Below are 25,460 nucleotides of genomic sequence, written 5' to 3'. Positions count from 1 at the left end.
GCCGCAACACGGACACGGAACGTAGATGGAAGACAACACTCCCGATCTTTTCGAAGAGGCGCCGCCGCCCGGCGACTCGCTGACGCTCGGCCATTACGCCGAGAAGGCGTATCTCGAATACGCGGTCAGCGTCGTCAAGGGCCGCGCGCTGCCGGACGTCTGCGACGGGCAGAAGCCCGTGCAGCGCCGCATCCTGTACGCGATGAGCGAAATGGGCCTCGCCGACAATGCGAAGCCCGTGAAATCGGCGCGCGTGGTCGGCGACGTGCTCGGCAAGTATCACCCGCACGGCGACCAGTCCGCGTACGACGCACTCGTGCGTCTCGCGCAGGACTTCTCGATGCGCTATCCGCTGATCGACGGCCAGGGCAACTTCGGCTCGCGCGATGGCGACGGCGCCGCGGCGATGCGCTACACCGAAGCGCGCCTGACGCCGATCGCGAAACTGCTGCTCGATGAAATCGACCAGGGCACGGTCGACTTCATGCCGAACTACGACGGCTCGTTCGAAGAGCCGAAGCTGCTGCCCGCGCGTCTGCCGTTCGTGCTGCTCAACGGCGCCTCGGGCATCGCGGTCGGTCTTGCGACCGAGATTCCGTCGCATAACCTGCGCGAAGTCGCCGCAGCCGCGGTCGCGATGATCCGTCATCCGAAGATCACGCACGCGGAGCTGATGCAGCATCTGCCGGGGCCGGACTTTCCAGGCGGCGGCCAGATCATTTCGAGCGAAGCCGAAATCGCGGCCGCGTACGAAGCGGGCCGCGGCAGCCTGAAGGTACGCGCGCGCTGGAAGATCGAAGAGCTCGCGCGCGGCCAGTGGCAGCTCGTGATCAACGAATTGCCGCCGAACACGTCGTGCCAGAAGGTGCTCGAGGAAATCGAGGAGCAGACGAACCCGAAGATCAAGCTCGGCAAGAAGTCGCTGACGCCCGAGCAGTTGCAGACGAAGCAGACGCTGCTCGCGCTGCTCGACGCCGTGCGCGACGAATCGGGCAAGGACGCGCCGGTGCGCCTCGTGTTCGAGCCGAAGTCGAGCCGCATCGAGCAGACCGAGTTCGTCAACACGCTGCTCGCGCATACGAGCCTCGAATCGAACGCGCCGCTCAATCTCGTGATGGTCGGCGCCGACGGCCGGCCGCGCCAGAAGGGCATCGGCGAAATCCTTAGCGAGTGGGTCGGCTTCCGCTTCGCGACGGTCACGCGCCGCACGCAGTACCGGCTGACGAAGGTCGACGATCGCATCCATATTCTCGAAGGCCGGATGATCGTCTTCCTGAATCTGGACGAGGTGATCCGCATCATCCGCGAGTCGGACGAACCGAAGGCGGCGCTGATCTCGGCGTTCGATCTGTCCGAGCGCCAGGCCGACGACATCCTCGACATCCGGCTGCGCCAATTGGCGCGGCTCGAAAAGATCAAGATCGAGAAGGAGCTCGAAGAACTGCGCGACGAGAAAGCGAAGCTCGAAGAGCTGCTCGGCAGCGAGAGCGCGATGAAGCGTCTCATCGTCAAGGAAATCGAAGGCGACGCGAAGCAGTACGGCGACGAGCGCCGCACGCTGATCCAGCAGGACAAGCGCGCGACCTTCGAAGCGCGCGTGGTCGACGAGCCGGTCACGGTGGTCGTCTCGCAGAAGGGCTGGGTGCGCGCGCTGAAAGGCCACGGACTCGATCCGGCCGGCTTCACGTTCAAGGCCGGCGACAGCCTCTATGCCGCGTTCCAGTGCCGCACGCCCGATACGCTGATCGCGTGGGGCAGCAACGGCCGCGTCTACTCGGTCGCGGTCAGCCAGTTGCCGGGCGGTCGCGGCGACGGCGTGCCGGTCACGACGATGATCGAGCTCGAATCGGGCACGCACCTCATGCACTACTACGCGGCGACGGCAGACCAGGCGCTGCTGCTCGCGTCGAGCAACGGCTTCGGCTTTATCGCGAAGCTCGGCGACATGGTGAGCCGCGTGAAGGCCGGCAAGTCGTTTATGACGATCGACGAAGGCGCGGCGCCGCTCGTGCCGATGCCGATGGTGCCGGATGCAACCCAGGTCGCGTGTCTGTCGAGCACGGGGCGCATGCTCGTGTTCGGTCTCGACGAGATGAAGACGCTCTCGGGCGGCGGCCGTGGCGTCACGCTGATGGGGCTCGACGCGAACGAAACGCTCGCGCAGGCGCTGGCGATCGGCAAGGCCGGCGTCGTGCTGATGGGCACGGGCCGCGGCGGCAAGCCGGGCGAGGAAACGCTGGCCGGCAAGGCGCTGGCCGGGCATGTCGGCAAACGCGCGCGCAAGGGCCACAAACCCGATACGAAGCTCAAGGTTGCGGCGTTGCGGCCGGCGCTGGAGGAAGGGCAGGGCTGACTGGACGCGAGCATGCCTTAGAACTCTTCTCGCAAGCAGCCGGAACACGCGGCGTGCCCTGCATTCTCCGGAATGCGTGGCACGCCGCGAATTTTTTAGTGGCTCATGTCGTCCGATAAAAAGGCTCGTACGTTAATGAGCCAGTAAAACCCAAACGGGCTCAGCATCGCTTGCGACGCGACGCATCGCAGATAGCAATAGCAGCACTGCGGCAGAACATCGGCAGTGCATCGGCAGCGCATCGCCACATGCCGCGCGCGATGAACTGAACTGCGCGGCGCGTGGGTGGTCGAATGCGCAATCCGGCCGCGGCCCCCATCGATACACCGCGTCGATACCACACCGATACGACAGAGGAAAACGAATGACCAAAGCGATCGAAATCGCGCTCTTTCTCCACCTGCTGGGGGTTGCCGTCTGGATCGGCGGCATGGTGTTCGCTCATTTCTGCCTGCGTCCGGCCTTGGGCGACCTATCGCCGCAGTTGCGGCTGCCGCTGTGGGAGTCCGTATTCGGACGGTTTTTCAACTGGGTCGGCGTGTCGGTGCTCGTCATTCTCGTGTCGGGCGGCTTTCTGCTGTCGCAGTACGGCGGCGCGCACGCGATGTGGCAGCTGCATGCAATGGCAGGGCTCGGCATCGTGATGATGCTGATCTTCGGCCATATCCGCTTCGCCGTGTTTCCGCGCATCCGCCGCGCGGTGCAGGCGCAAAAGTGGCCGGATGGCGCAAATGCGGTCGCGACCGTGCGGCGGCTCGTCGTCGTGAATCTCGTGCTGGGCGTCGTGACGATCGGCTTCGCGGTGATGTCGCGCGGGTTTTGAAGCGGCGTGGCTTAGCCTAACTGCGCGAGCAGCAACCGCTTTGCGGTGCCCAGCAGCGCCGGCACCGGCTCGGCGCTGACGTTGGTCATGCAAAGCAGCCCGTCGACGGTCGCAACCGAAATGTGCTGCGTCTGCGGCGCGCCGTGTACCGCAGCCGGCGTCACCCACTTGATGCGCAGGCGCCCATAGCCGTACTGCGTTGGAATGGCGAGCCGCCCATAGTTGTCGATACGCAGCGTCGGCGCGCGCTGGCGGCTGCCGATCACGAGCCGGTCCGGGCTGGCGCCGGCCGCGATCATCTCGAGCACGGGCGTCGAAAAGCCGCCCGCGGCCTCGACCGCGGTGCGCCGGATCGCGAGACTCTGCTTGATGGCGCGCGCAAGATCCCAGAACGAGAGCGTCGCGGACGGTTCCAGCTCCGCGCTGCGCTGCGTCGGAAAGAGCCCGAGGTGCTCGCTTGCGCCAAGCAACGCGCGCGTATCGAGCGAACTCGCGCAGCGGATCGTATGGTCGCGCCACGCGCGCGACAGGGCGCGTCCCGCGAGCATCACGGCCGCGCACAGCGCGGCATGCACGGACGCCTGTTCTTCGCGGGCGCGCCGCGTCACGAGTGAGGTGACTGACGGTTCGAGCCAGATCTGCTGAAGTAGCGGCTGCTCGTCGCCAGCCGCGAGCGGCGCTTCGGAGGCGGAGCGCGAGTCGTCATGCGCACGACCGTCCATTCCAATGCGCGACCAATCCAGCAAACCCGCCGAATCCGGCGCACGCGATGGTAACGCAAGCGCCGCGGACTGCTCGCTCGTCGACATCCCGAGCAGTTCATCGTGCGACGGCGGCATCGCATGCGGACTGCCGAGCGCCTCACCGGCCAGTGCGCGCATCAGATCACGAACCAGCAGAATCAGCGATGCGCCGTCCAGTGCCGCATGATGGCCGCCCAGCACCAGCGTCGTGCGGTCGCGGCCGTAAAGAATCGAGGTGCGCAGCAACGCATCGTCGGGACCGAAACGCGTGGCCAATTCCGTCGATACCAGCTCGAAAAGACGCGTGCCCGATTCGCTCGGCACGACTTGCAGCGCGAGCGGGGCGTCGGGCATCAGCTCGAAGCACGGACGAAAGCCGGGCCGCTGACGAATGCGCGAAGACAGAAGGGTGTGGTGCGCCTGCACGGCGGCGAGCGCCGCCGACCATTGCTCGACCGTCGTGCGTCCTTCGACTTCCGCGGCGACGACGGTCGTGCGCGGCACGCGTTGCTGCAGCAGCCAGAAGTACTCTTCGAATACGCCGAGCGTGCGCAGCGTTTTGCCGGGTCGGATCGACGCATGATGGCGGGTAAGCGAATCGGTCATGAGCGGCCCTCGAGCGTTCAGGCGTGTCCTTCTTAGAACGTTCGGGCGCGCAACCTATTCCCGTCCGACTAATAGCAATAGCCGGTCAATCGTGCAAACCGGCAATGCATTCGTGCACGGCTACACCGCATGGAGCATGGGGCAATTCAAAGATGAGCGACAAGCGCGATATGAAAGCCGCTGACAGGGCGTTGGAGACCGGTTGGCAACACACTCTCAGACCGGCTGCCCGCTCGTGCTCGGTGTGTCGCTTGTATCGTCGTCGCTGCGCTCGCGCGATGGTTGCCGCGTGCGCATGCCGCACACGCCGAACTTCTCGAGCAGCGCCGGAATGCCCTCGCTCGGCACTGGCCGCGAGAACAGGAAGCCTTGCGCTTCGATTTGCCCGAGCGCCGCGAGCCACGCGATCTGCTCCTCGGTCTCGGTGCCTTCGACGACGACGGTCAGCCCGAGCGAGCGTGCCAGATTAACGATCGCGGTCACCATCACGCACACACTTCGGTCGCCCGGAATCGCCTGGACAAACGAGCGGTCCACCTTCAGCGTGTCGACCGAGAAGCGGTTCAGATACGACAGCGACGAATAGCCGGTGCCGAAATCATCGAGCGCGATGCGCACGCCCAGCCGCTTCAACGCGAAGATCTTCTCGGAGACGAGGTCCGGGAATTCCATCATCGCGGTTTCGGTGATCTCGAGTTCGAGGCGGCGCGCGGGTATGCCGCTGTCTTCGATCGCGCGCGCGATCGTTTCGAACAGATCGCCGCGCCAGAATTGCACGGCTGAGATGTTGACCGCGAGCGACAGCGATTCATAGCCTTGCGCCTGCCATTGCGCGAGCTGGCGGCACGCCGTTTGAATGACGAAGTCGCCGATCGGCACGATCAGGCCCGTCGACTCGGCCACCGGGATGAACTCGTTCGCCGGAATCAGACCATGCTGCGGATGGTTCCAGCGCACGAGCGCTTCGAAGCCCGTGATGCAGCGGCGCGCCAGATCGATCTTCGGCTGGTACGCGAGGAACAGCTGACCGTCGGCGAGCGCGATGCGCAGCTGCTGCTCCCACTTCATCAGGTGGTCGGCGCGGTGCGAGAGCTGCGGCGAATAGAACTGGTAGCAGTTCTTGCCTGCGTCCTTCGCGCTGTACATCGCCAGATCGGCCTTCTTCAGCAGGTCGATTTCGCTCTCGTTCGCAATCGAGTAGAGCGCGATGCCGATGCTCGCATGCAGCACGAAGGTACTGCCGCGCACTTCGAATGGCTTCGCGAAGACTGCCGATGCCGCTTCGGCGGCCGCGACCGCGCGCTGTTCGACATCGTCGCCTTTGACGATCACCACGAACTCGTCGCCGCCGATGCGCGATAAGGTGCCCGCGTCGGCCACGGCATCGGCAAGGCGCGCCGCTGTCATTTGCAAAACGATGTCGCCGGCGTTGTGGCCGAGCGTGTCGTTGACGGTCTTGAAGTTGTCGAGATCGATAAACAGGATGGCGAGCCGCCCGACATTCGTTGTCTGCGCAACTTCGTGATGAAGAATCTGCAGCGTCGAATAGCGGTTACGCAAACCGGTCAGCAGATCGTATTCGACGAGATGCGTCATCTCGCGCTCGCGGCCGAGCAGCTTGCCGATCAGGCCGGTGGCGACCGCGAAGAAGCCGAGCATCGCGAGCGAGATAAAGCTCGCCATCAGCAGATAGACGTTGCGCGTGTGGTTGTAGTCGGCGAATTCTTCGGCCTGCGACAGACCAACGAGCACACCCAACGGATAGCCGTCGATATGCCGGTACGACACGACGCGCGTGACGTTATCGATCGGATCGACGTAAGTGCCCGACACGTGCTCGGAAGTGGGATATGTGCCGCTTGCGGTGAACACGCCCGACGCGCGTTCGTCGTTGCCGGTGCGGCGCGCGAGCACGGTGCCGTTGTCGGAGATCACCGCAATCACGCCATCGCGGCCGATCGCGGCGTTGTTGTAAAAGTCGGTGGTGAAGTAGCTCGGATCTTCGGAGACCACCACCACGCCGGCGAACGAGCCATCGGGGTGGTTCAGACGCCGCGTCATCTGCAATGTCCAGTGGCCGGACACGCGGCCGAGCACGGGCTTGCTGATGTAAAGCTGGTCGTCGTTCTCGTGCTCGTGCACCTTGAAATGTTCGCGGTCCGACAGATCGATCGGCTTCGGGTTCGTCTCGGCGGTGTTGGCGATCAGCTTGCCGTGCTCGTCGATCAGCGACACCTGCACGAGCGTCTCGCTTTGCACGACGCCTTTCTCGACGGTACTCGCAAGGTCGAAACGGGCCGGCGATTTTTCGAGCTCGAATTTGACGAAGCGCGTGATCTGGTCGACCTGGTGAATCGCCTTCACCGTATGTTGTTCGAGCGCCGCGGACAGAATGCCGGCCGACGCCATCGCTTCCCGATAGGTGGACTCCTTCTCCACCGACAGCCGCGCGAAGATGACCGTCCACAGCAGCACGAGCACCAGCACGCCGAGCGCCGGGATCGCGAGCAGCGCGCGGCGACGTGAGGCGGCCGGGTCAAGCCGGTGCCTGGCTTCACGTACGCTGGAGTGATGGAGCTGATTCATCGAGTGGACCGCGACCCTATCGCTTGTAAATGCGGCTTGTAAATGCGGCTTGTAAATGCGGCTTATAACTGCGGCTTGGAACTGCGCTGCGTACGACTGCATCAGGCAGTGATTGTGTTTCGATCGACGACTGCGCTATGTAACCAGGCTGCATGGTAAGCGAAGTACCGACATTGATGCGCAATGCGGTCTGGCGTCGTGCGGAACCATCCGGTCGATCCGCGCCCGAGGTCATCGGTTACGTTTCGATATTACTGAATGCCTGGGGATTAAGAAAGCGTTCACGCATCGGGTATACGCGCGCTTTTCAATGGCGTTGCGATGCTTTCTTCATGGTGCGGTACGCAGCCCGGAAAGCCGCGCGGGGCGGTCGTTTCAGCGAGGTCGGGGAAGGGCGCGCGTAACCGTTCGACGCATGTTTTGACGTGCTTGCCTGGGGATTGCGCAAATAGGCACTGCCGTTTCCACTAGTCCGCTTTACGGTGCAATAAGCGCGATGCATGTTGCATGAAAGGAAAGGAAGCGACGCGCTTCGCGTCGTGAAGTTATGCCAATTCGTTGTATTGGCAGTACTTTAATTTAATTTAATGTTTGCGGCCGACTCGTTGCGAGTCGGCCGCGTGGCCGGTGAGGTCAGCCGAGCCTGAACGTGCCGTCGACAATTGTGACCGATGCGCCGCCGATCCACGTCTTGCCGGCCGCATCGTCATAGTGAACGGCGACGTCGCCGGCGCGGCCGAGCACCGTGCCCTGACGGACCGTAAAACGCTCGCCCGGGCGCCGCCGTTGCGTGGTCAGCAAGCATGCGAGCGCGGCGTTGGCGCTGCCGGTCACCGGGTCTTCACCGATACCGCCGAATGCGTCGCTCGTCATCAGGCAGCGCACTTCGAACGTCGCGGGGCCGCCATCAGGATGCGGGCCATAGGCTGCAAGTCCGTGCGCGCCGACCGAGTGCGCGATTTCGGCGAGCGCATGAGCATCGGGTTCGAGCGCGAGGCAGTCGCGTGCCGAGGCGAGCCGCACGACGAGCCACGGCGCGCCGTTGTTGACGCCGCATGGCGCCGCGCTGAAGTCGATTGCGTCGCTGCGCAAGGCGGCCGACAGCGCCGCGTGTTGCGTATCGGGCAACGGCGTGATGCGTGCGGGCGGCGCCGCAAATGCCCAGGCGCCGCCGCTATGCGATGCAGTGGACGCTTGCGCTGCCGCCGATGGTTCGGCTGCGCCGAGCGCCACGAGTTCGACGAGACCGACGCCGCATTGCTGAACGAGCCGCCCCGCCTGTTTCGGCCGATAGCCGCTTTCGAGCAGCGCATGCGCGGTGCCGAGCGTCGGATGGCCCGCGAACGGCAACTCGCAGCCCGTCGTGAAGATGCGCACGCGATAGTCGGCGGCTGGGTCCGTCGGTTTGCAGAGAAACGTGGTTTCGGACAGATTCGTCCAGCGCGCGATGGCCTGCATCTGTTCGCTATCGAGCTCGTCCGCGTCGAATACGACGGCAAGCGGATTACCTTTGAACGGCACCGAAGTGAATACATCGACCTGCTTGAAGCGGACAGTGCGCGCGGTCATCGTGCTTCCTGATGGAGAGTGATCGGGGTGATCGGGGGGATCAAGCAGCGGCGGGATGGAGTCGCGAGCGGCCGGCAGGATGGCCGCCTCGCGTAAGACTCACGACATCGATCGCAAATGCTTAGGCGACTTCCGCGATCAGTTCGATTTCAACGCACGCGCCGAGCGGAATCTGCGCGACGCCGAATGCCGAGCGCGCATGTTTGCCACGCTCGCCAAACACGTCGACGAAGAACTCCGACGCGCCGTTCGTGACGAGATGCTGTTCGGTAAACGACAGCGTCGAGTTGACGAGGCTCATCACCTTGACGATGCGCGTGACGCGGTTCAGGTCGCCGACGTGCGCGTGCAGCGTCGCGAGCAGGTCGATCGCGATCGAGCGGGCGGCCGCTTTGCCTTCTTCGGTGGTGATATTGTCGCCGAGCTTGCCGACCCACGGCTTGCCGTCTTTCTTCGCGATATGGCCCGACAGATAGACGGTGTTGCCGCTTTGCGCAGCCATCACATAGGCGGCCGCCGGGGCGCCGGCATTCGGCAGTTCGATGCCGAGTTCCTTCAGTTTGTCGTACACGTTTGCTTGAGCCATGGTCTGTCCTTACGGGGAATGTGAAACCTGAATGGTAGCGCTGCTGCGCCGATCAGATGCGAGCCGATCAGATGCGCGCGCGTACGAGTGCCGCGAGCTTCGCGATGCCGGCGTCGATTTTCTCGGGCGGCACGGTCACGAACGACAGGCGCAGCGTATTGTGCTGTGCTTCATTCGCAAAGAACGGTGCGCCAGGCACGAACGCAACATGCTGCGCGATCGCTTCTTCGAGCAGCTTCATCGTATCGATCGCGGCCGGCACTTGCACCCACACGAACATGCCGCCTTCGGGCTGGTTCCACGTGACGCCTTCGGGCATATAGCGCGCGAGCGCCGCGAGCATCGCCGCGCATTGATCGCGGTACAGCGCGCGGATGGTCGGCACGTGCGTATCGAGGAAGCCGTCCTTCACGACTTCATGCACGATGCGCTGCGTGAAGCTGGGCGTATGCAGATCGGTGGCCTGCTTGGCCTGCACGAGTTTGAAGTGCAATTCCTCAGGCGCGATGATGTAGCCGACACGCAGGCCGGGCGCCAGCACCTTCGAAAACGAGCCGAGATGCACGATATGATCGGGCGCCATCGACAGCATCGTCGGCAAAGGCTCGCCGCGGTAGTCGAGCGCGCCGTACGGGTCGTCTTCGATCACCGGAAACGGCGCCTGCTGCGCGAATGCGGCGAGCGCGCGCCGGCGCTCGACAGCAAGGCGGCGGCCCGTCGGGTTCTGGAAATTCGGCTGCGCATACAGCAGGCGCGCACCGGCGGTCAGGTCCGGCGTGAGCGCGGAAGGAATCAGGCCGGCGTCGTCGGTCGGCACCTGCACGTAGCGCGGCTCGTAGAGCGAGAACGATTGCAGGGCGCCGAGATAGGTCGGCGTTTCGACGAGTACCGGGCTTTGCGGGCACACGAGCACTTTGCCGAGCAGATCGAGCGCCTGTTGCGAGCCCGTGGTGATCAGCACCTGCGTCGGACGGATCCGCACGTTGCCGTGTGCGCCCGGTCCCGAATGACGCGCGGCGATCCACTCGCGCAGCGGCAGATAACCTTCGGTCGCGCTGTATTGAAGCGCGGCCGCGGGCGCGTCGCGCAGAATCCGGTCGGACGCCGCGCGCATCCGCTCGGCGGGGAACGTCGACGGCGCCGGCAAGCCGCCCGCGAACGAAATGACTTCGGGCCGTTCGGTGACCTTGAGAATCTCGCGGATGGCGGAGCTCGTGAGCTTGCGTGCGCGTTCGGACAATTGCCACGAGCGGGCGCTTACCTTGGTCAGATCGCTTTGGTCCACGTTGAGTCTCCTCGTCTGCGTGTGAATCGGTGTACTGCCTGAATGATGGCGGAAATCGCGTTGCGCCGGTCAACGTTATCGCGCAACGGGATCTTGCGCAAAGCGGAGTGTGCGGTGCTCAACAGTCGCGCTTAGTCGTTGCGCTTAACTCGCGCGAACCGCATGCGGCGCCGTTTGCACGGTCGCGCGGCGGCCGAGCATCACGGTGGCGATAACCGCGGCGGCGAACAGCCACGTCGAAGGCGCGACGCTTTCGCCAAAAAACAGCGCTGAAAACGCCATCGTGAAGAAAATCTGCAGCAACTGCACCTGGCCGACGCGCGCGATGCCGCCCATCGCGAGCCCCGCGTACCACGCGAAAAAGCCGAGGAACTGCGAAAAGAACGCCACGTAGGCGAATGCGAGCCACGTTTTCAGCGCGACCGGCCCCGGATGCATCAGATGCTGCTGCCACGCGAGCCAGCCGACCGGCAGCGCAAGAAACGGCGCGGACACGACGAGCGCCCAGCAGATCACCTGCCAGCCGCCCATCTGTTTCGCGAGGCGCGCGCCTTCCGCGTAACCGAGCGCGCCAATGCCGACCGCGACCAGCATCAGCAGGTCGCCCGCCTGCGGTGCGCCGCCGCCCGCGTGAAACGCGAATGCGACGACGATCGCGCTTCCCGCGAGCGCGCACAGCCAGAAGAGCTTCGAGGGCCGCTCGTGCGACAGCCACGCCGCGTAGATCGCGACGCACAGCGGCTGCAAGCCGTTGACGACCGCGCCATGTGAGGCGGGCACGTACTTCATCGACCACGCGGAAAACACCGGAAAGGCGACCACCACGCCAAGCGACACGACGAACAGGCTTTTGATCTGCGCCCAGTTCGGCACGCGTTCGCGACGCCATATGAGCAACGCGCCCGCGGGTACCGCGGCGACGAGTGCGCGGCCAAGGCCATTCAACAGCGGGTGCCATTCGGCGACGACGATACGCGTCATCGGCAGCGTGAGGCTGAACACCATCACGCCGATCAGACCGAGCAGCATGCCTTGGGATTCGCGCGAATTCATAGCTTGAACTTCTCCGTTATTTGAGTGTGCGCAGACCGCCCGGTGTTTCGAACTCGGCGACGAGCGCGGGCGCGCCGTCGGTGGCGGTCAATCTGATCAGAGGCGCGGCGCCGAGCCAGTCGAGGTGAGCGGCGATCAGGTCGGCTTGCGGATGCATGGCGCTCAGTGTTTTCAATGCGATGCCCGATTCGGGCAGGCGTTCAGTGGGATGCAGCGCGGTGTCCCACTGGATCAGCGTCGGCACGATGCCGTCGCCGGCGTGCTGCCAGCTGGGGAATGCGCCGTCGTCCGGTACCGACAGGCCCCATGTGAAATCGCCGCGCGTCATCGGCACGATCGGCGGAATCCGTTCGGGGTATTGCGCTTGCCAGCGTGCGAGATCTTTCGGACGTTCGACGCGCGCGACCCAGTGCGACAGGTACGGGCCACTTTCGAGCCGCGCTGCGACTGCGGGATCGTCGAGCGCGAAAAGGCGCGGACGAGCGGTGCCGTCAGCGGGTTCGGGCGCATCCGGGTCGATCGCGATCACCTCGAGATAGACGCCGCCCCACAGATTCAGCAGCCGGTTGCTCGTGCGCATCAACGGATGCGAGCCGCCGCCGGACGGCGCGACGCCGAGCGCGTCGGCGACATATTGCGAGCCTTCGTCGAGCGTGCGGGCCGAGACGACGAGATGATCGAGGCGAAGCGTGTGGACGGTCATGATGGATCGAACGAACAGTTGTATAGCGGCGGGTGGACGGCAGCGGCGCATGAACCTTCGCGCGCGGTTGCGGTGAAAAGGTTCAAGCATACCCGGTAGCGTGGCGGCCGGGCCTTGCGTCGCCCGCAGTTCCGGTATGGGTGGCGCGTGCGCCCGGGGCCGGAACGCTGGCCACCAGAGCGCTGGCCCCCAGAGCGCCTGCCGCCGGAACAGCATGCCTGCGCACAACAGCGTCTACCGGCCGCTTACCCCGACGTCAGTCGAATGTATCGTCTGCGACCTGCACAGTAACGGTACAATCGCGCAGGTAGTCCTCGGTACAGTTGGAGTCAGCCATGTCCGTCCCGCTCGAACAGATTCCCGCCCCGCACGACGCGTCCGCGCTGACGCTCGTCGATCAGCTCGTCCAATGGGCGCGCCGCCGCGTCGACGAACGCGTGTTCCGTCCCGGCATGCGCATGCCGTCCATTCGCAAGCTTGCGCTCGATAAAGGCGTGTCGCGCTTCACTGTCGTCGAGGCGTACGAGCGGCTGGTCGCGCAGGGCTATCTGGATTCGCGGCGCGGCTCGGGCTTTTATGTGCGCGAGCGCCTCGCCTCGCCGATGCCCGGCGAGCGCCGCACGGCCAACGAGGCCGCGCCCGCGCCGAGCACGATCGACGTCGTCTGGCTGCTGCGCAACATGCTGCATACGTCGACGCAGCCCGAACGCGGACCGGGGCTCGGCTATCTGCCGTCGCGCTGGCTCGACGGCGAGCTGATTTCCGGCGCGCTGCGCACGCTGGGCCGCCAGAGCGGTGCGCAACTGCTCGGCTTCGGCACGCCGCAAGGCTTTCTGCCGCTGCGTCAGCAACTGCAGACGCGGCTCGAGGAACTCGAAATCGGCGCATCGCCGGAAAGCATCGTGCTCGTGTCTGGCATCACGCAAGGCATCGATCTGCTGTCGCGGCTTTATTTGCAAGCCGGCGACGCGGTGATCGTCGGCGATCCGGCGTGGTTCCAGATGTTCGGGCGCATCGCTTCACAAGGCGCGCACATGGTCGGCATGCCGTACACGCCGGACGGTCCGGACCTCGACGCGCTCGAAACGCTCGTGCAGACGTGGCGGCCGAAAATGCTCGTGATCAACTCGGTGCTGCAGAATCCCACCGGCACGTCGCTGACGGCCGCGCAGGCGTTCCGCATTCTGCGGCTTGCCGAAGAGTATGACTTCATCGTCGTCGAAGACGATATCTACGGCGATCTGTGCCCACCCGGCTATCCGGCGACGCGCCTCGCGAGCCTCGATCAACTCAAGCGCGTGATCTACATGGGCAGCTTTTCGAAGACGCTCGCCGCGAACCTGCGCGTCGGGTTTATTGCGTGCGCGCCGGAGATCGCGCAGGCCGTCGCGGATCAGAAGATGCTCGTCAATATGACGACGCCCGAGCTCAACGAGCGCGTGCTGTACAAGATCCTGACCGAAGGGCACTACCGGCGCCATGTCGAGCGGCTGCGCGCGCGGCTCGATACGGTGCGCGACAAGGCGTGCCGGATGCTCGAGAAGACCGGCATGCGGCACTTCCTGACGCCCGGTGCGGGCATGTTCGTGTGGACCGATACCGGTGTGGACGCCGACGCGCTCGCGGCAGCGGGTCACGAAGCGGGTTTTCTGCTGACGCCGGGCAGTCTTTTTTCGCCGCAGCAGTCGCCCACTACGTGGATGCGCTTTAATGTGGCGAACTGCGGCGACCCGGCGCTGCCCGCATTTCTTGGCGAATATCTGGACAGCGTGATCCGGCGCGCGTCCTGACCTCTTGAAATCGTGCGCCGCGCCCCCAATTCGGCGGGCAATCGGCGTAAGCCGGCTTAGCGTTTATCATGCACGGCTTGCTGGTACGTGCCGCTGCTGCGCGGTGCTGCCGCGCATGGCCGCGTGAGGCACGCGATGTGCGTCGCGGGAGCGCTGGCCCTGGCAGGCCGGCTCCGCCGGAGGGACGGCCGCCGGGTGGCCACTAGCCCCCGGATCGCCGCCCGCCGGATGGCCGGCCGCGGATCGCCGCCCGCAGAATTCCGAATCAACCCGCAATAGAGAGGACGTCCGACCATGGCACAAGAGACCATGAGCTTTCAGGCAGAAGTGAAACAGCTTCTGCATCTGATGATCCATTCGCTGTACAGCAACAAGGAAATCTTTCTGCGCGAGCTGATCTCGAACGCGTCCGACGCGGCCGACAAGCTGCGCTTCGAGGCCATCGAGAACAATGCGCTGTACGAAAACGATCCGAACCTGCGCATTCGCATCTCGTACAACAAGGACGCGCGCACGGTAACGATCGACGACAACGGCATCGGCATGAGCCGCGACGAAGCGATCGCGAACCTCGGCACGATCGCGCGCTCGGGCACGAAGGAATTTTTCGGCAAGCTGTCGGGCGACCAGCAGAAAGATGCGGCGCTGATCGGCCAGTTCGGCGTGGGCTTTTACTCGGGCTTTATCGTCGCGGACAAGATCACCGTCGAAACGCGCCGCGCCGGCCTGCCGGCATCCGATGGCGTGCGCTGGGAAAGCGCGGGCGAGGGCGACTTCGCGGTCGACACGATCGAGCGCGCGCAACGCGGCACGACGATCACGCTGCACCTGCGTGCCGATGAAGACGACCTGCTGTCGTCGTACCGCTTGAAGTCGATCATCCAGAAGTACTCGGACCACGTCGCGCTGCCGATCCTGATGCAGAAAGAGGAATGGGACGCCGAAAAGAGCGAGATGGTCACGAAGGACGAAGACGAGACCGTCAACCAGGCGAGCGCATTGTGGACGCGCGCGAAGAACGACATCACCGAAGAACAGTACAAGCAGTTCTATCAGCATCTGTCGCATGATCATCAGGATCCGCTGACGTGGACGCATAACCGCGTGGAAGGCCGCAGCGAATACACGCAGCTGCTCTACGTGCCCGCGCACGCGCCGTTCGATCTGTGGAACCGCGAGCATCGCGGCGGTCTGAAGCTGTACGTGAAGCGCGTGTTCATCATGGACGACGCCGAGCAGCTGCTGCCCGCTTATCTGCGCTTCGTGAAGGGCGTGATCGATTCGAGCGATCTGCCGCTCAACGTCTCGCGCGAACTGCTGCAGGAAAGCCGCGATGTGAAGGCGATCCGCGAAGGCGTGACGAAGCGCGCGCTGTCGATGCTCGAAGAGTTGGCGAATGCAGAAACCGCGGGCGAAACCGACGCCGACAAGGAGAAGTACCCGACCTTCTGGAAGGAGTTCGGCCAGGCGCTGAAGGAAGGCATCGGCGAAGACTTCACGAACAAGGATCGCATCGCGAAGCTGCTGCGTTTCGCGTCGACGCAAAACGATACAGACGAACAGACCGTATCGTTGGCCGCCTATATCGAGCGGATGAAGCCCGAGCAGTCGAAGATCTACTACGTGACCGCCGATACGTGGCAGGCCGCGAAGAACAGCCCGCATCTCGAAGTGTTCCGCAAGAAGGGCGTCGAAGTGCTGTTGCTGACGGACCGCGTCGACGAATGGATGCTGTCGTTCCTCAACGAGTTCGACGGCAAGCCGCTCGCCAGCGTCGCGCGCGGCGACCTCGACCTCGGTCAACTCGATGACGAGGAAAAGAAGGCGCAGGAGAAGGTCGGCGAAGAACTGAAGCCGCTTGTCGAACGCATGAAAGAAGCGCTGAAGGACAAGGCGAAAGACGTGCGTCTGACGTTCCGTCTCACCGATTCGCCGTCGTGCCTCGTAGCCGACGAGGGCGATATGAGCGGCTATCTGCAGCGCATGCTGAAGGCTGCGGGTCAGAAGGCGCCGACGATGCAGCCGATTCTCGAAGTGAACCCCGACCATCCGCTCGTGAAGGGCTTGCACACCGATAGCGCGAACTTCGACGACTGGGCGCATTTGCTGTTCGACCAGGCGCTGCTGGCCGAAGGCGGTTCGCTCGAAGATCCGGCGAGCTTCGTGAAGCGCACTAACGCGCTGCTGCTTACCCGCGCTGGGTAATACACAGGCGGCGCAAGTGCGAAGACTTGCGCCGCGCTGTTAAAAACCGTTGATGAGAAGGTGAAATGCGCTGCTTTGTATGAAAGGCAGCGCATTTTTTTACCTCGTGTTTCCCTTCGCTCAGCCGCCGTGCAACCGCGAGTAGCGCGGGCTTTAACGCTGCGGCGCACCCTCATGCTGATTGCGAACCTGGGCGAGCACTGAGCCCGCCAGTTCTTTTGCGTGCTCGCATGCATGCGGATCGGCTAGCACCTTCCCCGCTACTTTGCCAATCGCTGTGCTCGTGTGCTTCAGCGTGTGATGCTGCGCAAGTGCAGAGCCCGCGAGTTCCTTTTCAATTGGCGACGCATTGAGTTTTGCGAGTACCACTGCGGCGAGATGCGCGATCCTATCAGACGTTTCTTTGGAATTCTTAAGCAATTTATACTCCTTTGAGATTATTCTTGATCTAAAGCGAGTGCGTTCAAATAGCCAGAATGAACGCCGATTAAGTATGGTTTACTAACTAAAAATTTTCAACGAAACTGTGTGCCGTCCAATATTGATCGATGCGGCTCGCGAGCAGGTGCAATGCAGGTACATGCGGCGCAATGCACGTGTCATGCGTTGTAAATCGAAGTGAGGGGTTTTGCGATGTTGCAATCGGTGTCAGTGCTCGCCGGCGGTCCGGTGCAGGCGGTGTGGGCGGTCTTGCGCGAGCGGGGCTTCGATGCGGCCGAAGCGTTCGCGAGCACGCTCGTGGCGGACGGCGCATCGCCGCAGATTCACGCGGACCTATGCGCAAGCGCAGGTCAATTCGAGAGCGCGTATCACAGCGCATCGATGGCGCATGGCGATGCCGATGCGGGCGAGCGTTTTGTGCGGCTTGCGCTATTCGCCGATGCAATCGGCAATCAGGCTGCGGTTGTCGCGGCGTGCGAACAGGCGATTGAAATGTTCGCGCCGGACCGCGCGATCGCATGGATCGCTTGGATGATCGACGAATGCGGCGCGCCGCCGGTGGCCATTCACTTGTTGCGTGCTTACCAAAAGCGCGTGCCGAACGATGCGCGCGCGCCGTGGTGGCTCGCGCAGTTACTGGCGGCACGTGGCGAAAGCGACGTCGAAGAGCGTCGTGAAGCGCTGATGCGCGCTTATGCGCTCGATCCGGACGTGCACCCTGCGCTGGCATTGCATATCGCACTGATCTTCCGCGAGATGCGCGACTGGGACGCGGTGATGCAGGTCGCGCGTCGTGCGTTGTCGCGCCATCCCGCCGACGCCGAACTCGCGTGGCAACTCAGTCATGCGCAATGGCAACTGGGCGACGCGTGGGCCGCGGAAGCGACGATGCGCGCGGTCGATACGGCCGCGCCTGGCAAGGCGGCCGTGCTTGCCGCGATCGGCACGTATCAGATGGAGCAGGCGCGCTATCGCGACAGCGAAGCGACGTTGCATGCGGCGCTCGCGCTCGATGCGTCGTGTGCGGAGGCGGCGGTCGACCTCGCGGAGCTCGAATTGCGGCGCGACGACTGGGCATCCGCATGGCCGCGCTACGAGGCGCGCCTCACGCGCACGGATCGCGACGCGCGCAATATCGTCAGGGTGATCGAGCGGCACTATCCGCGCTGGCGCGGCGAAGCGCTGAACGGCAAGACGCTCGTGGTGCACAGCGAGCAGGGCAACGGCGACGATATCCAGATGGTGCGCTTTCTGCCGTGGCTCGCCGCGCGCCTGCGCGACGAAGGCGGGCGGCTGGTACTGGCCTGCCGGCGGCCGTTGCAGCCGCTCTTTGCAAGAGTCATCGACCATTGCATTGCGATCGAAGACGGCTTGCCCCGCGACGCGCACTATGCGCTGCCGATGATGAGCGTGCCGTTCGCGATCGGCTTGCAGCCGGAGCAGGTGAGCGGCGCCGCCTATCTGCAAGCCGACGAAGACTTGAGCACGGTTTGGCGTCAGTTCGTGCGGGTGGAAGGACACGCGCTCACACAATCGCAACACTACGCATCGAGCCGGCCGGTATTGCATGCGGGGCTCGTGTGGTCGGGCAGTCCGACGCACCGGCGCGACGCGCAGCGCTCAATTCCGCTCGAAGCGTTGTTGCCGCTGCGCGCGTTGAAGCACGTGGTGTTTCATCCGTTGACGCCGGGCAAGGAAGTCGAAACCGAGACGCTCGCGCAACTCGGTTTCAACGTCTGTAACCTGACTGCGCGCTATCAGCAGGGTTTCGACGACGTCGCCGCGCATGTCGCGGCACTCGATGTGCTCGTGACGATCGACAGCGCGCCGCTGCATCTGGCCGGTGCGCTCGGGCGACCGGTGCTGGCGATGCTCGATCATGTGTCGCATTGGTGCTGGGGTGTCGGAGAGTCGCAGCGCTGGTATCGGTCGGTTGAGCTGTTCAGGCAGCCGTCCGCGGGTGAATGGGCGCCTGTCGTCGAGCGTGTGGCGGAACGGCTTGCGGAAGGGCTTAATGAGGGGCTGAATGAAGGGCGCAATGAGGGCCTCGGTGCACAGCCCGACGCATGACCCGCGCGTGTTGACGCTCACTGCGCCGGCCGGCGGCGCACCCTATAATGCGGCGCATGCCTATCCGTTTCGATCCCGCGGACGCGCACTGGCGTGTCGATCCGCTTCCCGGCTTTTCCCCCGACCAGAAAGACTGGCTGACCCGCGGCGGTTCGCTGACGGCGCATCTGCGCGCGCTCGGCGCAGTCGTGGTGCGCGTGACGCGCGAAGCCGTGGCGTTGCCGTGGGACGACGAGCATCGCGCGCTTGGCGTCGCGCCGCGTGCACCGGTGTGGGTGCGCGAAGTCGTGCTGTCGGTCGACGGTGTGCCGTTCGTTGCCGCGCATAGCATTGCGCCGGTCGCGGCGAGCACCGGCGTCTGGCAGGCAATGCGGCGCTTGCGCACGCGTCCGTTGGCCGAGTTGCTGTACAGCGATAGCAGTGTCGCGCGCTCGCCGCTGGTGAGCCGGCGTTTGACGGCGCGGCATCCCTTGTTTCGGCTTGCCGCGCGCGAGATCGATGAGCACAAGGAGCACTGTCCGCATGCGCTTGTCGCAAGGCGCTCGGTGTTCGAACGTTATGGCGCGCCGTTGATGGTCACGGAGTGCATGTTGCCCGCGCTGTGGGCGCATCTTGCGGCACGCTCGGGCGTGCCAGTCGCGCAGCGTCGGCTGATTCCGCGCGAACATGGGCGCTCGCTCGAGCACACCGCGGCGCGCTCGCATCAGGGTGGGGCGCACGCCACGCATACACCGCGTGACGCAGATCGCCACATCACGAACGAAACGTCTGCGGTATCGAAGCGCTGAAGCGAAGCGAACCACGTCATGACGCTGAAGCGTTGTTTCCCGCCAGTGGTGGACCAGAACACGAGAGTGTTGATTCTCGGCAGCCTGCCCGGCGAAGCATCGCTCGCCCATAACCAGTACTACGCGCACAAGCAGAACCGCTTCTGGTCGCTCGTCGGCGAAGTCATCGGCGAAGACCTGCCGGCGATGGAGTACACCACCCGTTTGCACACGCTGCTCGAACATCGGATCGGCCTGTGGGATGTTGTCGCGCAGGCACGGCGCACCGGCAGCCTCGACAGTCAGATACGCGACCACGCGAGCAACGATCTCGTCGCGCTTATCGATACGCTGCCTGCGCTTGTCGCGATCGCGTTCAATGGCGGCACGGCGGCGAAGATCGGCGAGCGGGCGCTGGGCGCCCTCGCGAATCGATACCGGATACTGAGACTGCCGTCGACGAGTCCCGCGCATGCATCGCTTTCGTACGCGGCGAAGCTCGTTCTGTGGCGGGAGATCCAGCCAATGCTATCCTTCGCTTCGCCTTAAATCCCAGCGCCTCGCGCGCACTCTTCATCAATGACGAAACTGATCAAACGCGCTTCCGCCGAAGCGCGCGCCTTCCGCCACAACGGCGACGACGCACTCGCGTCGCGGCAAAAACTGCATCGCAAGAACCGCCACGCATCGCGTAGCGAAGACCGTCTCGACGACGCGTCGCAAATCGAAGCCCCGCGCAAGCCGCGCTTCGCACCCGTCACGTTCTCCGAAGAGGGCGGCGTACGCTATCTGCATTTCGGCACCGAGTGGGTGCAAGGCGCGATGCGGCTGCGCAAGCCCGATCACCTCGAACTCGAATACGCGCAGCAGATGATGGCCTGGCTGCTGTTCCTCGAAACGCCGCCGCGTATCGTGCAACTCGGCCTCGGCTCGGCCGCATTGACCAAGTTCGCGCATCGCTTCCTCAAGCGCGCGAAAGTCGAGGCAATCGAACTGAACCCCGCGGTCGTCGTCGCTGCACGCACGATGTTCGATTTGCCGCCCGACGACGCGCGTCTGACCGTGCGCGAAGCCGACGCCTGGGATTTCGTTAACGACCGCGCGAATCACGGCACGATCGGCGCCCTGCAAATCGACGTCTACGATGCGACCGCGCGTGGCCCTGTGCTCGACAGCGTCGCGTTCTATCGCGCGGCGCGCGCGTGTCTGACGCAAGCGGGCGTCGCGACAATCAACCTGTTCGGCGATCATCCGAGTTTCGTGCGCAACATGAAGCGCCTGAACGAGGCTTTCGATGGCCGCGTTTTCGCGTTGCCCGAAGTGCATGACGGCAATCGCATTGCGATTGCCTTTTCGGGTCCGCCGTTGCAAGTGCCTTTCGCGCTGCTGCAGCAGCGCGCGAAGCTGATCGAAAAAGAACTCGGCTTGCCGGCGCGTCAGTGGCTGAAGGGCCTGCAAGCGTCGACGGGGCAGAACGGCGACGCGTTCACTATCTGAACGCAAGCGGTTATTCGAGCCGCTGCTTAAGCGGCTGAATGAGCGACTAAATGAGCGGCTGAATGAGCGACTAAATGAGCGACTAAATGAGCGGCCGCACGAGCGCCTGCACAAGTGGCCGCATAAGCGCCGTCGCAAAGTTCAACGACAAACAGCCGACATGACCGGCCAGCGCGGCGCCTGCTTCGGGTCCGCCCCGCTTGACCGGTCATTCAACGCCCTTATACTCTTTCGAAGCTTCCGGGGGGCGTACGGCAAAGCTTCCCGGAACGATCGCCTGTCGAACACGGGCCACATCACAAATCAAAAGCAACCGCGTCGCATAGGACCGGAGTCAGCGCGAAGGCTGTACCCCGGTCGACTCGCTGCATAGACAAGGGGAGAGACGTCATGGCTCACGACGCCGACGCCAAAGCAAACGCCGCAGGGAACGTCAAAGGAAGCGCCAATAGCGGTACAGGCACACGGGCCGGCACCGGTGCCAATCGATCCAGCAAGCACTGGTTATGGCTTCTTTTGTTGCCGTGGATCGCCATGATCTGGGTGCCGTCCTATAACAAGGTCGAGCCGCAGCTGTTCGAATTCCCGTTCTTCTACTGGTACCAGTTGCTCTGGGTGCTGATCAGTGCGGTGATCACGGCGCTCGTCTACTTCAAGACCAAAGCGAAATCGGCGAAATCATCGAAGGCGCAACCGCAAGGAGGCGCACGATGAACGCGATCGCAACTTTCGTCTTCGTCCTGTTCTTTATCGGCGTGACGATTCTCGGTTTCGTCGCGGCGCACTGGCGGCGCGGCGATCTCGCGCATCTCGAAGAGTGGGGTCTCGGCGGCCGCCGCTTCGGCACGATCGTCACGTGGTTTCTGCTCGGCGGCGATCTGTATACGGCCTATACGTTCGTCGCCGTGCCGGCGCTCGTGTTCGGCGCCGGCGCGACCGGTTTCTTCGCACTGCCTTATACGATCCTCATCTATCCGTTCGCGTTCGTCGTGTTTCCGAAGCTGTGGAGCATCGCGAAGCGTCACGGCTATGTGACGTCCGCCGACTTCGTCAGCGCGCGCTACGGCAGCCGTATGCTCGCGCTGGCCATCGCCGTGACCGGCATCGTCGCGACGATGCCGTATATCGCGCTGCAGCTGGTCGGCATCGAAGTGGTGATCGGCGCGCTCGGCTTCGATACGTCGGGCTTCGTCGGCGACCTGCCGCTGATCATCGCGTTCGCGATTCTCGCGGCCTATACCTACACGTCGGGGCTGCGCGCGCCGGCGATGATCGCGGTGGTCAAGGACGTGCTGATCTACATCACGATCGCCGCCGCGATTGTGTGGATTCCGCCGCAGCTGGGCGGCTTCGGTCATATTTTCGCCGCGGTGCCGCCGGAGAAACTGCTGCTGAAGGCGCCCGACGTGTCGAGCCTCAATGGCTACAGCGCGTATGCAACGCTCGCGGTCGGCTCTGCGCTCGCGCTGTTCCTGTACCCGCACTCGGTGACCGCGATTCTGTCGTCGTCGTCGGGCAATACGATCCGCCGCAATATGGCGATGCTGCCCGCGTATTCGCTCGTGCTGGGCCTGCTCGCGCTGCTCGGCTATATGGCGCTCGCGGCCGGCGTGAAGGACATGCCCGAGTTCGCGCCGTACTTCAAGGCATTCGGCCCGAACTTCGCCGTGCCCGCGCTTTTCCTGCACTTTTTCCCGTCGTGGTTCGTCGGCGTCGCGTTCGCGGCGATCGGTATCGGCGCGCTCGTGCCGGCGGCGATCATGTCGATCGCGGCCGCGAATCTGTACACGCGCAATATCCACAAGGAATTCGTCAATCGCAAGATGACGCACGAGCAGGAGACCAATATCGCCAAGCTGGTCTCGCTGATCGTCAAGGTTGGCGCCGTTGCGTTCATCCTCGGCTTGCCGCTTACCTATGCGATCCAGTTGCAGCTGCTCGGCGGCATCTGGATCATCCAGACGCTGCCCGCGATCGTGCTCGGCCTCTACACGCGCGTGCTCGACTACCGCGGCCTGTTGCTCGGCTGGGCGGTGGGCATCGCAACCGGCACGTGGATGGCGGTGTCGCTGAAGCTGGCGGGCTCGATCTACACGATCCATATCGGCAATTACGCGATTCCGGGGTATGCAGCCGTGTGGTCGCTGGTCGTGAATCTCGTTGTCGCGGTGGTGGTCAGCGTACTCGTACGCGCGATTGGCATGAAGGGCGCGGAAGACCGCACGCGGCCGGAAGACTATCTGGATCCTGTCGAAGGCTGACGCACCGCGGATAGCCTCCGCTCCACCGGTCTGAACTTGGCACAAGGAGCCCGCGGCTAGCGCTGCGGGTTTTTTATTTGCGGTGTCGAAGTGACGTGCATACCACCGCGCGGTGCGCGCGCCGGCATCAATGCTTTCTAAATTCAAACAAATAACAAACATTAACCATTCGATTTAATTTCATTAAACCATTTTTTCTCACAGTTTGAAGTGTTCGCTAAAGAAATACCCTTATGCGCCGTAAATGGATGCATTGCAGAAATTCATATAAGGCCACAGGGTTTAGCACATGCATGTCTCGATCAAATCGCGTCTCGCTATGGCGATGGCGCTGCTTTCGGTGCTGTTGCTCGTTATCGGTGCACTAGGCATTGCGGGAATGACGAACGCGAACGACGCGAATCGCGATACCTATAGCGACAAGCTGCCCAGCGCGACCGCTATCGGCGATGCCGAGATCAGCCTGCAGCGCGAGCGTTCGGCGCTCTTCCGCGCGGCGCTCAATCCGGCCGCCCCGGACCTGCGCGGCATCATTACCCATTCGCGCGACTATCGCACCGAGGCGCGCGCGGCACTCAGCAGCTATATGAAGCTGCCGCGCTCGCCCGAGGAAGATCAGCTCGCGCGCGACATGATGGAGCGGCGCAACGCGATGGACGCCGGGCTCGACGCATTCGGCGATGCGCTACTCGGCGGCGACGGTTCGCAGATCATGAAAGCGGCGCTCTCGAATAACGATCTGTACGCCGCGTACCACAACGCTAGCGCGAAGTTGCGCGCGTATCAGTACGCCGCAGCCAAGGAAAATTTCGACGCGCAAGAGCATACGTTTGCGCTGTTCCGCGCCATCACGATCGTGGCGATGGCGCTCGGCCTGTTGACCGCGACCGGCAGCTTCCTGACCTTGCGTCGCGCGATCTCGCATCCGCTCGCCGACGCGCTGTCGCATTTCGACGAAATCGCGCAGGGCGATCTCACGCGCTCGATACATGTGAAGTCGCGCGATGAAATGGGCCAGTTGCTGCAAGGTATCGCGAACATGCAGGAGCGCCTGTTGCAGACCGTGCGCAACGTGCGCTCCGGTAGCGAAGCGATTGCCACCGCTACGCGGCAGATGGCGGCGGGCAATGTGGACCTGTCCGCGCGGACCGAAGAGCAGGCCGCATCGCTGCAGGAAACCGCGGCAAGCATGGAGGAGCTGACTTCGACGGTCAAACACAACGCCGACAACGCACAGCAGGCGAGCCAGCTCGCCGCCACCGCGCGGCACGTGACCGTGGAAGGCAACGAGATCGTGAGCCAGGTCGTCGACACGATGAACGGTATCGGCGACAGCTCGGGCAAGATCGCCGAGATCACCAGCATCATCGAAGGCATCGCATTCCAGACCAATATTCTCGCGCTGAACGCGGCCGTCGAAGCCGCGCGAGCGGGTGAGAACGGGCGCGGTTTCGCGGTCGTCGCCGCGGAGGTGCGTTCGCTTGCGCAACGTTCGAGTTCGGCCGCGAAGGAGATCAAGGATCTGATCGGCACGTCGGTCGACCGTGTGCGCGTGGGCACCGAACTCGTGGCGCGTGCGGGCACCACGATGGAACAGATCAGCCAGTCGATCGAGCGCGTGCACGACATCGTCGGCGAAATTGCGGCGGCGTCGCAGGAGCAGAGCCGCGGTATCGAACAGGTCAATCAGGCCGTCACGCAGATGGACCATGTCACGCAGCAGAACGCCGCGCTCGTCGAGGAGGCCGCGGCGGCGGCCGCTTCGCTCGAAGAGCAGGCAAGCCATTTACGTGCCGCCGTGGTCAGCTTCAAGGTCGAGCAGAACAGGACCGCGGCGCTCCCGGCGCAGCGCGTGACGCGCCCGGCTGCCGAGGCGCCGTCGCGCGGCAAGGCCAGTGCGCCGGCAGGATCGGCTGCAACGGCAACGGCATCGCCTTCGGCACGCACCGTACGGCCCGCGCGCCGCGCGGCTCTGTCCGTCTCCACCCCCGCCGCTGAAAGCAGAATCGCGTCCGCGCCCGCCGCGGCCGCGGCCGAGGTCGCCGCGAACGTGCCCGTACGGGACGATCAGGACTGGACCACTTTCTAGCGGTACCCGCAGCGCGTGCCCAGCCGCGCGCTG

The 25,460-nt window shown here is 64.1% G+C and carries 19 protein-coding genes; 11 read left to right on the top strand and 8 right to left on the bottom strand.

The window, feature by feature from the left end; translation table 11 throughout:
- Positions 1 to 25: 25 nt before the first annotated feature.
- Both parC and KZJ38_RS15145 read left to right on the top strand, forming a co-directional pair.
- Positions 26 to 2,353 carry a DNA topoisomerase IV subunit A gene (parC, locus tag KZJ38_RS15150; protein WP_219796844.1) on the top strand — a complete coding sequence of 776 codons (2,328 nt, stop codon included), beginning with the start codon at positions 26 to 28 and terminating at the stop codon, positions 2,351 to 2,353.
- Between the two features lie 364 nt (positions 2,354 to 2,717).
- The gene (locus KZJ38_RS15145) at positions 2,718 to 3,176 is read left to right on the top strand and encodes a CopD family protein (RefSeq protein WP_219796842.1); all 459 of its coding nucleotides are present in this window, start codon (positions 2,718 to 2,720) and stop codon (positions 3,174 to 3,176) included.
- 11 nt (positions 3,177 to 3,187) lie between these two features.
- Here KZJ38_RS15145 and KZJ38_RS15140 read toward each other — a convergent pair whose 3' ends face one another.
- From KZJ38_RS15140 to KZJ38_RS15110, 7 genes are all read right to left on the bottom strand, one after another.
- Entirely contained in the window at positions 3,188 to 4,525 is a 1,338-nt protein-coding gene (locus tag KZJ38_RS15140; protein WP_219796840.1) for a hypothetical protein, read from the bottom strand.
- Between the two features lie 216 nt (positions 4,526 to 4,741).
- Positions 4,742 to 7,111 (bottom strand): bifunctional diguanylate cyclase/phosphodiesterase, encoded by a 2,370-nt coding sequence (locus tag KZJ38_RS15135; RefSeq protein WP_219796839.1) that lies wholly within the window; start codon positions 7,109 to 7,111, stop codon positions 4,742 to 4,744.
- Positions 7,112 to 7,744: 633 nt separating this feature from the next.
- Positions 7,745 to 8,680, bottom strand: coding sequence for a PhzF family phenazine biosynthesis protein (locus tag KZJ38_RS15130; protein ID WP_219796837.1), 936 nt, complete (start codon positions 8,678 to 8,680; stop codon positions 7,745 to 7,747).
- Between the two features lie 121 nt (positions 8,681 to 8,801).
- The gene (locus tag KZJ38_RS15125; protein ID WP_219796835.1) at positions 8,802 to 9,266 is read right to left on the bottom strand and encodes a RidA family protein; all 465 of its coding nucleotides are present in this window, start codon (positions 9,264 to 9,266) and stop codon (positions 8,802 to 8,804) included.
- 67 nt (positions 9,267 to 9,333) lie between these two features.
- Positions 9,334 to 10,551: an aminotransferase-like domain-containing protein gene (locus KZJ38_RS15120; protein ID WP_219796833.1), complete on the bottom strand. Its 1,218-nt coding sequence runs from the start codon at positions 10,549 to 10,551 to the stop codon at positions 9,334 to 9,336.
- Positions 10,552 to 10,695: 144 nt separating this feature from the next.
- Positions 10,696 to 11,604, bottom strand: a complete 909-nt coding sequence (locus KZJ38_RS15115; protein WP_219796832.1) for a DMT family transporter — start codon at positions 11,602 to 11,604, stop codon at positions 10,696 to 10,698.
- A gap of 16 nt (positions 11,605 to 11,620) precedes the next feature.
- Positions 11,621 to 12,307 (bottom strand): VOC family protein, encoded by a 687-nt coding sequence (locus tag KZJ38_RS15110; protein WP_219796830.1) that lies wholly within the window; start codon positions 12,305 to 12,307, stop codon positions 11,621 to 11,623.
- A gap of 335 nt (positions 12,308 to 12,642) precedes the next feature.
- Here KZJ38_RS15110 and KZJ38_RS15105 point away from each other — a divergent pair, with 335 nt between their 5' ends.
- Both KZJ38_RS15105 and htpG read left to right on the top strand, forming a co-directional pair.
- Positions 12,643 to 14,097 (top strand): aminotransferase-like domain-containing protein, encoded by a 1,455-nt coding sequence (locus KZJ38_RS15105; protein ID WP_219796828.1) that lies wholly within the window; start codon positions 12,643 to 12,645, stop codon positions 14,095 to 14,097.
- Positions 14,098 to 14,391: 294 nt separating this feature from the next.
- Entirely contained in the window at positions 14,392 to 16,302 is a 1,911-nt protein-coding gene (gene htpG, locus KZJ38_RS15100; RefSeq protein WP_219796826.1) for a molecular chaperone HtpG, read from the top strand.
- A 153-nt stretch (positions 16,303 to 16,455) separates the two neighbouring features.
- Here htpG and KZJ38_RS15095 read toward each other — a convergent pair whose 3' ends face one another.
- Complete coding sequence (locus KZJ38_RS15095; protein WP_219796825.1) at positions 16,456 to 16,722, bottom strand: hypothetical protein; 267 nt, start codon at positions 16,720 to 16,722, stop codon at positions 16,456 to 16,458.
- A gap of 213 nt (positions 16,723 to 16,935) precedes the next feature.
- Between KZJ38_RS15095 and KZJ38_RS15090 the strand changes: the two genes are divergently transcribed.
- The 7 genes from KZJ38_RS15090 to KZJ38_RS36900 all read left to right on the top strand — a co-directional run bounded on the left by KZJ38_RS15090 (position 16,936) and on the right by KZJ38_RS36900 (position 25,427).
- On the top strand, positions 16,936 to 18,813 hold the full coding sequence (locus tag KZJ38_RS15090) for a glycosyltransferase family 9 protein (RefSeq protein ID WP_219796823.1): 1,878 nt from the start codon (positions 16,936 to 16,938) through the stop codon (positions 18,811 to 18,813).
- Positions 18,814 to 18,869: 56 nt separating this feature from the next.
- Positions 18,870 to 19,601, top strand: coding sequence for a chorismate--pyruvate lyase family protein (locus KZJ38_RS15085; RefSeq protein ID WP_219796818.1), 732 nt, complete (start codon positions 18,870 to 18,872; stop codon positions 19,599 to 19,601).
- Positions 19,602 to 19,619: 18 nt separating this feature from the next.
- Positions 19,620 to 20,129 (top strand): DNA-deoxyinosine glycosylase, encoded by a 510-nt coding sequence (locus tag KZJ38_RS15080; RefSeq protein WP_219796816.1) that lies wholly within the window; start codon positions 19,620 to 19,622, stop codon positions 20,127 to 20,129.
- 30 nt (positions 20,130 to 20,159) lie between these two features.
- Entirely contained in the window at positions 20,160 to 21,077 is a 918-nt protein-coding gene (locus KZJ38_RS15075; RefSeq protein ID WP_219796814.1) for a class I SAM-dependent methyltransferase, read from the top strand.
- Positions 21,078 to 21,593: 516 nt separating this feature from the next.
- Positions 21,594 to 21,791, top strand: coding sequence for a DUF3311 domain-containing protein (locus KZJ38_RS15070; RefSeq protein WP_219800355.1), 198 nt, complete (start codon positions 21,594 to 21,596; stop codon positions 21,789 to 21,791).
- The gene (gene mctP, locus KZJ38_RS15065; protein WP_219796812.1) at positions 21,788 to 23,338 is read left to right on the top strand and encodes a monocarboxylate uptake permease MctP; all 1,551 of its coding nucleotides are present in this window, start codon (positions 21,788 to 21,790) and stop codon (positions 23,336 to 23,338) included. Before KZJ38_RS15070 ends, mctP begins: the two co-directional genes overlap by 4 nt.
- Before the next feature lie 289 nt (positions 23,339 to 23,627).
- Positions 23,628 to 25,427 (top strand): methyl-accepting chemotaxis protein, encoded by a 1,800-nt coding sequence (locus KZJ38_RS36900; protein ID WP_219796811.1) that lies wholly within the window; start codon positions 23,628 to 23,630, stop codon positions 25,425 to 25,427.
- The last annotated feature ends 33 nt before the right edge of the window (positions 25,428 to 25,460 follow it).

Source organism: Paraburkholderia edwinii (assembly GCF_019428685.1).
In the GTDB taxonomy this organism is placed as follows: Bacteria; Pseudomonadota; Gammaproteobacteria; order Burkholderiales; family Burkholderiaceae; genus Paraburkholderia; species Paraburkholderia edwinii.
This window is presented reverse-complemented; position numbering and strand designations above follow the sequence as displayed.